The organism is Pseudoalteromonas sp. T1lg22 (assembly GCF_002964645.1).
Classification (GTDB): domain Bacteria; phylum Pseudomonadota; class Gammaproteobacteria; order Enterobacterales; family Alteromonadaceae; genus Pseudoalteromonas.
In genome coordinates, this window is record NZ_PQBY01000029.1 from 21,320 (window position 1) to 33,219 (window position 11,900).

Sequence of the window (11,900 nt, forward strand, 5' to 3'; positions counted from 1 at the left end):
TATTAGCTTAACAAGGCACATTTAACACTGCTAAAGGAATGCCCATGGCTGGCGCAAGCTTATTGACTCTACTTGATGACATCACCGCTCTGTTGGACGACATTGCTACCATGAGTAAGGTGGCGACCAAAAAAACCGCCGGGGTGCTGGGGGACGATCTGGCCCTTAATGCGCAGCAGGTTTCCGGGGTGAACGCCGATAGGGAGTTACCCGTGGTCTGGGCCGTGGCTAAAGGCTCCATGCTGAATAAAGCTATCCTGGTGCCGGCGGCGCTGCTTATTAGCGCCTTTATTCCCTGGCTGATCACCCCCTTGTTGATGCTAGGTGGTTTATTCCTGTGTTTTGAGGGCGCGGAAAAGCTGGCTCACGGCAAGGAAGAACAGCCAGAACATCCGGCCCTGGCTGAGCCGCTCACCCCTGAAGCAGAAAAGGAAAAAATTAAGGGGGCGATACGCACCGATTTCATTCTTTCCGCGGAAATTATCGTGATCTCACTGGGTACGGTTGCGACCGCCAGTTTTATCCATCAGCTATCCGTGCTGTCGGTAATAGCCGTGGTGATGACTGTGGGTGTCTACGGTTTAGTGGCCGGTATAGTGAAACTGGATGATGCTGGTTTATATCTGCTGCAGCGCGGCGTTGCTGCTAAAAGCGCCATCAGTCGTGCAATGGGACGATTTTTGCTGACCTTAGCGCCCTGGTTGATGAAGGCGCTGGCGGTACTCGGAACCATCGCCATGTTTTTAGTGGGTGGCGGCATATTGGTGCATGGTATCGCGCCGTTGCATCATCTTATTGGTCACTGGGGTGAGCTGGCCGGTCAATACGGTGGGGTGGTTGAGGCCTTGGTCGTTAACGGCGCCAATGGCCTGGTTGGGTTACTGGCTGGATTTGTGGTGGTAATCGCCCTGCATTTATTCAAGCAGCTGAAAAAGTGATAAATCCTAAAGAAGTCAGCCCGGCAAATGCCGGGCTTTTTCAGGCTAGTTAGAAGCTAAATTGAGCGGCGAGGCGGAAGTTGGTGCCTTCACCTATGGTCACATTATTGGTGCCACCGCCAGCCAGGTACTCGGTGTCGAAGAGGTTTTCGATATTCAAACGCAAATCCACGTCATTGCCGGCAAGCTTGATGGCATAAGTCGCACCGACGTCGACTCGGGTATAGGCGTCTTTTTCTATCTGGTTATCGCTGTCTGCAAAGCGTTTACCGGTATAGAAGAGTCCAGCATTAAGTGCTAAGGCCTCGGTGACTTCATAGCGTGACCATAATGAGGCCGACCATTTCGGTGCATCTGCCGGGGTTTTCCCTTCCAAGTCTTCGTCACGTTCATAGTTGGCATCCAGATACATGCTTGAGGCCATAACAAAGAAACGATCGCTCACGGCGCCTTGGGCGGCTAATTCAATACCCTTATGGCGCTGCTCACCTATCTGTGTGGTGATGGTGTCGTAATCCGGGTGATCGACCAACTCGCTGACCAGGGTGCCTTTTTTACTAATATCAAAGAGTGCACCGCTAAGCAGCAGGCGCTCATCGAACAGTTGCCATTTGGCGCCTATCTCCATTTGCTCCGAGGTGACGGCGTCGAGTTTCATATTGTGATTTTTATCACTTTCGTTGTTCAGGCGCTCTGAACCTTGGGGCTCAAAGCCTTCAGAATAGCTGACATACAGGGTGGCATTGTCGTTCGGGTGATACAGCACACCGACCTTAGGCAAGACAGATTCGTTATCGGCACCTTCTTTGTTCTGTTTGTCGTAGCGACCGCCCAGCGACAGCTGCCACTGCGGATTAAAGGTGATCAAATCCTGAATATAGATGCCATAGTAGTCATACTCGTCACTCGAAAGGCTGGTATCGCTTGTATAACTGATATCCGGGCGGCTTGGCTCGGTTTGGCCGGGGATATAATCTATGGCGTCGGCGCTGGTGCGCAGCTGGCCATAGTAATAGTCTAGGCTGTTGGCGCCGATCAGTAGCTGATGTTGCATGCCCGCTAGCTGGAAGTCACCAATAAAGTCGATATAGGCGGTGGTAAATTGCCAATCGTCAAAACGATCATAGGGGCGTGAGTTATAGCTGTCACCGACTTGGTAGTCACTGGGTTTACGTGGCGCCGACTCAAAGCGCTGGCGCTCAAAGGTTTGTTCGTTATAACCCAGTCTCAGTTGCCAGTGATCGTTGAGGTAGGTGCGCACATCCAGGCCTAAGTTCTCTACCACGATATCGGTGAAGGCCCAGGAGAAATCGTAAATGGTTTTGTCATCGCCGATGACCTTGCCTTGCGAATCTAGCCAGGCACCGGTGTCGAGACCGGTTTTATCATCGGTGCGATCATAGTGAACGCGGATCAGGGTGTCGTCGCTGAGGTCGTAATCAAGGACTAAGGCGCCGAGGAAACGATCGCGCTCACGCTCATCGCCGTTGGCATAGTCACGCCAGAAGTTCACATCTTGCTTAACCACAATACCGCGTCCGCGCAGTGTTTCATCATCATTGAGTGCCGAGCTGGCGTCGAGCATAAAACGTGTCGAACCATGTTGATCGACATCGGCACTAACATTAACAAAGCGATTCGCGGTAGGCTTTTTGGTAACCATGTTAACAAGACCGCCAGGGCCGGACTGGCCATACAAAATACTCGCCGGGCCTTTGATCACTTCAACACGCTCTAGGATCTCAATGGGCTGTTGGTAATGTGACCAGTGCTGGTGGCCATCGCGCAGATAACCGGTCGCTGAGCTTAGGCTAAAGCCGCGCATATTAAAGGTTTCCCGGTTGCGCTGGTTCGAGCCCGAGGTCAGGCTGGCATCATTGCTTAGCACTTCACCCAGAGTAGTGGCCAGTTGCTCATTGACTATGGTTTCTGGGATCACGGTAACCGATTGGGCGGTTTCCAGTAGCGAAGCGTCGGTACGCATGGCGCCAGAGGCGCTATCGACCTTGTAATCATTGAAATAACTACCGACCACTTCAATGGTTTCCATCTTGGTTGCCGCCAGGCTGGGTGCTGATAAGACACTGAAAATAATGAGAGAAAGAGGGTGGCGCGTCATTGCGTAAGATCCTAAAGAGTTGCTGTGAGTTATTTTGAATGCGCATGCTATTGCAAATGATTATCAATTGCAAGTGTTGTTTCTTATATTAGGGTCATGGCTTAAATTGCCCATTGAAGAGCCTGCTATTTCTGTATTTAGTTGAAGTAAACCAATGACTTTACTTATAAAGCGGCTATGCTTGTCAGGTCAAAATCGCGGCTTTTGTCGGGCTGTTTAATGCGGAAGAGACGGATTGCTAGTCGTAATAAAGTTGAATATACCCGCCGGATATGAATAAATAGCAAACAATAGCAATCAGTTGAGGCTGTCACAATAAACGCCCGGCTAATAAGGATATGATGTGGTACTGGCATCTGGTGATAGCAAAGCGAACCTAAAGTGACGCTGTTTATGTCTCGAGTAATCAAGAGCCTAGGGTGTAGTAGTTATGCTCTAACGCAACGACAAAGTGGAAGAAAGTAATGTTGCAAAGGAAGGTCTGCTTTTATAAAACACTAAGCCTGTTTTTCTGTGCTGCTTTGTCTCTCTCTCCCTGTTACGGTGCCAGCTCGGCACTGGAGCAAATTCTGCTCGAGCCTAAAGAGGTGCAACTCGACCGCGCCGTAGCAAGTTTAAGCGAACCTCTAGCGGATAAAGAAAAGCTGGCCCTGACTCGGTTTGTTGCCGAGCAATACTTTGCCAGCGGTGATTATCAAAAAGCGACCCGTTACTTTTTGCGGGCGGAGCAGTTATCTGCCGATCTGGAGCCGCCGATACGCCGTGCCGATTATGCTAAAAAGCAAGGGATAGCCAATTATTATCGTGGCCATTATCTTAGTGCCGTTGAGGATTACTCCAGAGCCTTACAGATACTTGAGCAAGCCAATGAGCCGCTGCTGCAGGCTCATTTATACAATAATATCGGTTTAGCCTTGATGCGCGCAGAGCGTCTGGAGCAGGCCATCGACTATTACGGCAGTGCTAAAGCCTTGTATGACGAGCACGGCTCGGAGCAGGATAGGGTCGATATTATTCATAATATTGCCGGCGCTTATATCAGCGCCGATCGCTTTGATGCCGCGCTGGAAATGTATACCACAGTGGGTGATGCCTTTGTACGTATGGGGGACACCGCAGGCCTGGCACAAATGCAGTCTAATCTCGGTATTATTTATCGCAACCTTGGGCAGCTCGACGCCGCCGCCGAGCAATATCGATTGGCATTGGCGAACATAGCCAAGACCAATGATTCTGTAAGCTTCGTTAACACTAGGATGAATTTGGCCGATTTGTATTTCTTTCAAGGCCGTTTTGATGATTCCCTGGCTACCTTGGAAGAGGCGAAGGCGCAGCTTGAGGTGATCGACTATTTCCCTGGGCTCATTACCATACAAGAGATCACCGCCAAGGTGTTGTATGGCAAGGGTGACTACGAGCGCGCCGAAGCAGCCTTGGCGCAGGCCTATTCGTTATCGCAACAAAATAGCAGTGACGACGCGCCTATAGACACCTATTTGATTGAGCTATTGCTGGCAGCGGCGCAGGGGGATAATCAAAAGGCTTTGGTGTTGTTTGAAAAATATGAGCGTGAACGCGATCTGGCCGTTAGTCGGGCCATTGCCAGTCGCCTTAATGATTTTCATGCTAAATACAACACAACTCAGTTACAGCGCCAGGTGGAGTCGCTGCAGCGGCAACAAGAATTTGAGCGAATCGCGGCGCGCCAACGCAATCAGTTTACCTGGTTGGTCTCGGGGTTATTGCTACTGACCTTGATTATCGGCGTACTCTTGTTTCGCCGCGGAGCCGAGCGTCGGGCCAATGCTATCTTGGAAGAGAAGGTACGCTTGCGCACTCAGGAGCTTGAGGCTCTGGCGCAACAGCTTAGTTCAGCCAATGAAATTAAAAGCCAGTTTCTGGCGAATATAAGCCATGAGATTAGAACGCCGCTGACTTCCATTATGGGTCAGGCCGAGGCCATTGTTCATGGTGAGGTGCGTGATGCCGATGTCGCCAAGGAGTTGCAGGTTATTTATAACAACAGCAAGCATCTGGGTGAGCTGATCAATGATGTACTGGATTTAAGTAAAATCGAAGCCAATAAACTCGAGCTTAATATTGCTTTGGTGAGCCTGGATTCTCTGCTCGCCGATATCAAGGCCATGTTTGCACCCAGTGCCCTGCAGCAGGGTATCGACTTTTACATCGACAACCAACTGCCGGCAAACAGCGGTGCCGAACTGGACTATATTCGTGTTAAGCAGGTGTTGGTTAACCTGTGCTCCAATGCCATTAAATTTACCGAGCAAGGTCAGGTAACTCTTAAGATCAGCGCTCAGGATAAGAACCTGGTATTTTGTGTTGAAGATACTGGGATTGGCATTGCTGAGGATAAACTGGAAGCTATTTTTACCACCTTTAGTCAGGGCGACAACTCCATTAGCCGTCGCTTTGGCGGCACAGGTTTGGGCTTGAGCCTGTCGCAGCAATTGGCATGCATCATGGGGGGGCAAATTACCGTAACCAGCACCCTGGGATGCGGCAGCTGTTTTTGCTTTAAGCTGCCCTGTCAGTACAGTCAATTAACGAGTCAGCTGCAAGCGCAGCCGCCACCTTGTTATGCCTCCAGCTTTAGTGGCACTGTGGTATTGGCGGAGGATCACCCGGATAATCGTCGCCTGATTGAGCGCTTATTGCAGAATCTTGGAGTGACGGTTTACAGCGCCGAAAATGGTGAACAGGCGGTGGAGTTGGCATTAAAACATAATCCGGACCTGGTCTTAATGGATATTCAGATGCCGATACTCGATGGCTTAGGGGCGCTGTCGCTGTTGCATCAATGTGGTTATAGTAATCCCATTATCGCCTTGACCGCCAATGCCATGACCCATGAAATCGCGCAGTATAAGCAAGTGGGATTTGCCGGTCATCTGGCCAAGCCCATAGATAAGGCACAGTTTTGTGCCGTGTTAGAGCGCTACCTAAGTGTCAGTGAGCAAAAAGAAGGTTACCGTGAGGTGGATATGAGCGACCTGCGCCATAGCTTTGCACAAACCTTGCCTGCGGAAATTGCCTTGCTGAAAGCGGCGCAGCAGCGTGATGATATCGCCGCCGTGGCAAAAATTGCCCATCGCCTGGCAGGCGCAGCAAAGATGTTTGCCGATGCCGACTTAGCGCAATTGCTTAGTGATATTGAGCGCGCCGCCAAATTCCAGGACGGTGAACACGTCAGTGAGCTGCTAAGCGATCTGGCGATGCATGAAACAGAGTCAGGGCATTAGCCCCTAAACAGCAGGCACAAAAAAGCCACTGTGATAACAGTGGCTTTTGTTTAACCCAGTAAAGCTTACTTACGCTTCATTGAGTCAAAAAACTCGTCATTGGTCTTACACATGGCCAGCTTATCGATAAGGAATTCCATGGCATCGATTTCCGACATATCGTGAACTATCTTACGCAGGATCCACATCTTCTGTAGCTCATCCGGTTTAGTCAGTAATTCTTCACGACGAGTACCTGAGCGGTTGAAGTCAATCGCCGGGAATACGCGTTTCTCGGCAATTTTACGGTTCAGGTGCAATTCCATGTTACCCGTACCTTTAAACTCTTCGTAGATTACTTCATCCATTTTCGAACCGGTATCGATAAGCGCGGTGGCGATAATGGTCAGGCTGCCGCCTTCCTCAACGTTACGTGCCGCACCAAAGAAGCGCTTTGGCTTGTGCAGGGCGTTGGCGTCAACACCACCGGTAAGTACCTTGCCCGATGATGGAATAACCGTGTTGTAGGCACGCGCCAGACGAGTGATTGAATCAAGCAGGATAACCACGTCTTTCTTGTGCTCAACTAGGCGTTTTGCCTTCTCGATCACCATTTCCGCGACCTGTACGTGACGGCTTGCCGGCTCATCGAAAGTCGATGCAATTACTTCGCCCTTAACCAGGCGCTGCATTTCCGTTACTTCTTCCGGACGCTCATCGATAAGCAATACCATGAGCTCACAATCAGGGTGGTTGTAGCTGATAGACTGGGCGATATTTTGTAGCAACATGGTTTTACCGGCCTTAGGCGGTGCAACCAAAAGGCCACGCTGGCCTTTACCTATTGGTGCTGCAAGGTCAAGAACACGAGCGGTAATATCTTCGGTGCTGCCGTTACCACGTTCCATGCGTAAACGCTCATTGGCGTGCAATGGCGTTAAGTTCTCAAATAAAATCTTGGTGCGTGAGTTTTCCGGCTTATCAAAGTTAACTTCGTTTACTTTTAGTAGCGCGAAGTAACGTTCACCATCTTTTGGTGGGCGAATAAGGCCGGCAATGCTGTCGCCCGTGCGCAAACTGAAGCGACGAATTTGGCTTGGAGATACATAAATATCGTCTGGACCAGCAAGGTACGAAGCTTCTGAGCTACGTAGGAAACCAAAACCGTCTTGCAGGATTTCTAATACACCGCCACCGAAAATGTTTTCGCCGCTTTTCGCGTGCGCTTTCAGGATGGCAAAGATAATGTCTTGTTTTCTTAGGCGGGCTACATTCTCTAGGCCCATAGACTCGGCTAGTTTTACAAGTTCGTTGATCGACTTGTCTTTCAGTTCGCGTAAATGCATATTGGTGGGTTCTTTAAACTATTTATCGTCTCGAAATGGAAGTACTTCGAGTGAGGTTGTTGGATAAACTTGGAATTGTTGGGGTTATAAACTAGCAGCTCAGTGGCTTATCGTCCAGTCTTTATACAAAATGTCATATAAAAAAAGGGCGAGCGCCCTTTTTTATAAACTGTACTTAGATGTTGTTTTCTAAGAACTCAACTAGCTGAGCTTTAGAAAGGGCACCTACCTTAGTAGCAGCAACCTGACCGTCTTTGAACAGTAGTAAGGTTGGAATACCTCGGATACCAAACTTAGGCGGAGTGCCGGCGTTTTGGTCGATATTCAATTTACCGATAGTCACACGGCCTTCAAACTCGCCAGCTACATCGTCAAGGATAGGGGCAATCATTTTACAAGGTCCGCACCACTCAGCCCAAAAGTCGACTAGTACAGGTTTGTCTGATTGCATTACGTCAGCCTCAAAGCTGTCGTCAGTTAATTGGATAATTTTATCGCTCATCACGTTCTCCGTTAAATTTGGCGAATTTATTTAGTGCGTATTTAAACACTCTTGTTTCTTATTGCAAGTTTAAGCGTTATGCTTTATCGCTATGAATAAGACACATTTAACCGATAAAAAATTTGCAGACTTTGCTTTAGCTCCGGAGGTGGTTGCCGGATTGCAAGCAAGTGGCTTTGAATACTGCACGCCTATTCAGGCGAAGTGTATGCCTTATGTTGAGGCTGGCCGCGACATTGCGGGCCAAGCACAAACTGGCACAGGTAAAACACTGGCGTTTCTTACCGCCACCTGCCATCACTTATTGCAGAGTCAAAAGCCATCGGGTCAGCAACCAAGAGCCCTGATCATGGCCCCCACACGGGAGCTTGCGATTCAGATCCACAAAGATGCAAAAATCTTGGCACCGCACTGTAATCTTAAACTAGGTTTATTATATGGTGGCGAAGATTACGAAAAACAACGGGCGCAGCTAGAAAAAGGTGTCGATATTTTAATTGGTACCACGGGCCGTTTGATCGACCTGTACAAACAAGGCTGTTATACCCTTAACGACATCGAGGTTGTGGTACTGGATGAAGCGGATCGCATGTTCGATCTCGGCTTTATCAAAGATATCCGTTATATGTTCCGCCGCATGCCCGAAGCGACCGAACGTCTTAACCTGTTATTTTCGGCCACATTGTCTTATCGCGTTCAAGAATTAGCGTTTGAGCACATGACCAATCCAGAGCATGTGCAGATCGAGCCGGATGTTAAAACCGGTAAGCGCATTGCAGAAGAGCTGTTTCATCCGTCGCAAAATGACAAAATGAAACTGCTACTTACCTTGATCGAGGAAGAGTGGCCGGAAAAAGCCATAGTGTTCGCCAACACAAAACATGTGTGTGAAGAACTTTACGCTTGGTTACAAGCAGATGGGCATCGTGTTGGCTTATTGACCGGCGATGTGAATCAGAAGAAACGTCAGTCAACCTTGGCACAATTTGCAAAGGGAAGTTTAGATGTACTAGTTGCAACCGATGTTGCTGCTCGTGGTCTACACATTCCTGAAGTAAGTCATGTATTCAACTATGACCTACCGGACGATTGCGAAGACTATGTACACCGTATCGGTCGTACCGGTCGTGCTGGGGCATCGGGCCACGCTATCAGCTTTGCCTGTGAGCAATACGCTTATAATCTGCAAGAGATCGAAGACTATATTGAGCACAATATCCCTGTGTCTCATTACGACAAAACGGCGCTGTTGGATGATATTACGGCACCGAAAACAATTAAACGCCGTGGGCCGCAAGGGCGTTCACGGGGTAAAAACCAAGGACATGGGCAAGGTCGTCGCCGCCATGGGCAAGGACGTTAGCCTACTAGCATGACAACACGTCCCAAACGACGTGCAAGCTTGGCCCCCCGGAGCCAAGCTTTTTTAGAGGTAAGTACGTGGTAAATTCTTCTCTCCAAGATGATTTATATGCGGTAATTGATCTTGGCTCCAATAGCTTTCATATGTTGATTGCCAAAACAGTGGCAGGCTCGTTACAAACCATGGGCCGGGTAAAACGCAAGGTGCGTTTGGCTGCGGGCCTCGATGGCAGCATGCAATTAAGTCAGGAAGCAATGGAGCGTGGCTGGGAATGTTTAGCCCTATTTGCCGAACGACTGCAGGATATTCCTGCGTCACAAGTTCGCATCGTAGCCACGGCCACACTCAGACTGGCGACGAATGCCGATGTATTCAAAGAGCGCGCTGAGCAAATTCTTGGTCATCCAATTAATGTTATCAGCGGTGAAGTAGAAGCAAAGACCATCTACCAAGGTGTGGCGCATACGTCGGCTTGTTCCGGTAAGCAATTGGTGATTGATATAGGTGGCGCCAGTACCGAAATAGTCATAGGCGAAGGCCAACAAGCTATTCACTACACCAGCTTGCATATGGGCTGCGTTACCTACCTAGAGCATTACTTTAAAGATGGTTTGCTCAGCGACAGCAATTATGACAATGCCATCAAGGCGGCGAAACAAATCCTGCAACCCATTATCGCCTTATACCGCGCAACCGGATGGGACTATGCTGCGGGCGCCTCTGGCACGGTTCAGGCAATCCAGGAGATCATGGTTGCCCAGCGCCAAGACGAAACCCTGACACTGGATAAGTTACTTGATATCCGTCAATTAACTACTCAGCACGCCTCTATCGAACAGCTGCAACTGCCTGGATTAAGTGAAGAGCGCCGTTTGGTTTTTGTTTCTGGACTTGCCATTCTTATTGCCATCTTTGAGAGTTTGCAGGTGAGCGCCATGGGACTAGCCGGTGGTGCATTGCGTGAAGGCGTGCTCTATAGCATGGTGCCACAACTGCAGCGTCAGGATATTCGCCAGCGCACCATAGACAGTTTTATTACCCGCTACCATTTGGATAGCAGGCAAGGCGAGCGGGTTGCCTGCATTGCCAAGCTATTATTGGCGCAATTAAGTCAGCCTTGGCAACTTAGTGAGGCGGAGCATGGGTTATTGACCGCAGCGGCCATGGTGCATGAAGTTGGTCTGCTAATCGAATATAAGCAATACCCTAAGCATGGCGCTTATATTATTACCAATACCGATATGCCCGGGTTTACCAAGCAGCAGCATGCTCTGGTAGCCAAACTGGTGCGCTTCCATAAGGGTGATGTGCTGGCCGGTGATTTTGAATCACTCGGTGCTCACGAAAAGCTGGCCACTCAGTTAGTGCGTTTATTAAGGTTGGCGGTAATATTGTCAATGCGTCGCAAAAATGATGTTTTACCTGAGCTGGTAATTAAAGAACATAATAATGCGCTGACACTATATATAGATAAACAATGGTTAGATGCGCATCCCCTGATGTTAAGTGAGCTGCAGCAAGAGTCACTGTACCAGCGCAAAGCTGGTTGGAAACTAACCATCAGCAATTAAAACCCCGCCAAAAAGCCACCATTGGGTGGCTTTTTGTATGTTTTTGAGCCGTTATGCTCAATTTAACTGCAAACGATCTGTTTTTCGCAATTTTCTTTAAAAAAGGGGTTGCGTCGAAATCGAATCTCCCTATAATGCGACCCCACTGAGACGGCAGGCAGCAACGCATAGCGAGGCGCTAGCGGCTCAGGGAGTCAAGTAAAACTGAGTTTTGAGACTTTCCTTGAAAAAAGAAACTTTCTCAAAATTAAGTGTTGACAACAAATCAGGGTTGAGTAGAATGCACAGCCCTCGAGACGCGAAAGCAACTCGAAACCGGGTAACCGGACCTGTTCTTTAAAAATATGAAGCAATCATCTTGTGGGCACTCGTACAGATTGAGTTCTAACAGCAGATTCTAGTTCGCTAGATGACGCAAACAAATTTAGAGTCTCAATGTTTTTTCCTTAAATGGAAAGTGAGTGACCAACGGCAATAAATTTATTTATTGCAGCACAGTCAATTCGATTCGAAAGAATCAAAATCAGAATTCATTGAGCATGTCCTTCGGGACAGAAAAAACTTTTAATTGAAGAGTTTGATCATGGCTCAGATTGAACGCTGGCGGCAGGCCTAACACATGCAAGTCGAGCGGTAACATTTCTAGCTTGCTAGAAGATGACGAGCGGCGGACGGGTGAGTAATGCTTGGGAACATGCCTTGAGGTGGGGGACAACCATTGGAAACGATGGCTAATACCGCATAATGTCTACGGACCAAAGGGGGCTTCGGCTCTCGCCTTTAGATTGGCCCAAGTGGGATTAGCTAGTTGGTGAGGTA

General features: G+C 48.9%; 7 protein-coding genes and 1 rRNA gene. 5 read left to right on the forward strand and 3 right to left on the reverse strand.

All coding sequences use genetic code 11. From position 1 onward, the window contains the following. Nucleotides 1–44 precede the first annotated feature (44 nt). Complete coding sequence (locus C2M24_RS15820; protein ID WP_105216210.1) at nucleotides 45–938, forward strand: DUF808 domain-containing protein; 894 nt, start codon at nucleotides 45–47, stop codon at nucleotides 936–938. 49 nt (nucleotides 939–987) lie between these two features. Here C2M24_RS15820 and C2M24_RS15825 read toward each other — a convergent pair whose 3' ends face one another. Continuing rightward, a complete protein-coding gene (locus C2M24_RS15825; protein WP_105216212.1) occupies nucleotides 988–3,057 on the reverse strand; it encodes a TonB-dependent siderophore receptor in 2,070 nt (689 codons plus the stop codon). A gap of 464 nt (nucleotides 3,058–3,521) precedes the next feature. Between C2M24_RS15825 and C2M24_RS15830 the strand changes: the two genes are divergently transcribed. Then, nucleotides 3,522–6,320: an ATP-binding protein gene (locus C2M24_RS15830; RefSeq protein WP_105216214.1), complete on the forward strand. Its 2,799-nt coding sequence runs from the start codon at nucleotides 3,522–3,524 to the stop codon at nucleotides 6,318–6,320. A 65-nt stretch (nucleotides 6,321–6,385) separates the two neighbouring features. Here C2M24_RS15830 and rho read toward each other — a convergent pair whose 3' ends face one another. Continuing rightward, complete coding sequence (gene rho / locus C2M24_RS15835; protein WP_105199275.1) at nucleotides 6,386–7,645, reverse strand: transcription termination factor Rho; 1,260 nt, start codon at nucleotides 7,643–7,645, stop codon at nucleotides 6,386–6,388. A gap of 175 nt (nucleotides 7,646–7,820) precedes the next feature. Then, nucleotides 7,821–8,147: a thioredoxin TrxA gene (gene trxA, locus C2M24_RS15840; protein WP_105189420.1), complete on the reverse strand. Its 327-nt coding sequence runs from the start codon at nucleotides 8,145–8,147 to the stop codon at nucleotides 7,821–7,823. Between the two features lie 91 nt (nucleotides 8,148–8,238). Between trxA and rhlB the strand changes: the two genes are divergently transcribed. The 3 genes from rhlB to C2M24_RS15855 all read left to right on the forward strand — a co-directional run. After that, a complete protein-coding gene (gene rhlB, locus C2M24_RS15845) occupies nucleotides 8,239–9,510 on the forward strand; it encodes an ATP-dependent RNA helicase RhlB (protein ID WP_105199276.1) in 1,272 nt (423 codons plus the stop codon). Between the two features lie 77 nt (nucleotides 9,511–9,587). Continuing rightward, the gene (gene gppA, locus C2M24_RS15850) at nucleotides 9,588–11,081 is read left to right on the forward strand and encodes a guanosine-5'-triphosphate,3'-diphosphate diphosphatase (protein WP_105216216.1); all 1,494 of its coding nucleotides are present in this window, start codon (nucleotides 9,588–9,590) and stop codon (nucleotides 11,079–11,081) included. A 565-nt stretch (nucleotides 11,082–11,646) separates the two neighbouring features. Further along, a 16S ribosomal RNA gene (locus tag C2M24_RS15855) occupies nucleotides 11,647–11,900 on the forward strand; the annotation flags it as partial.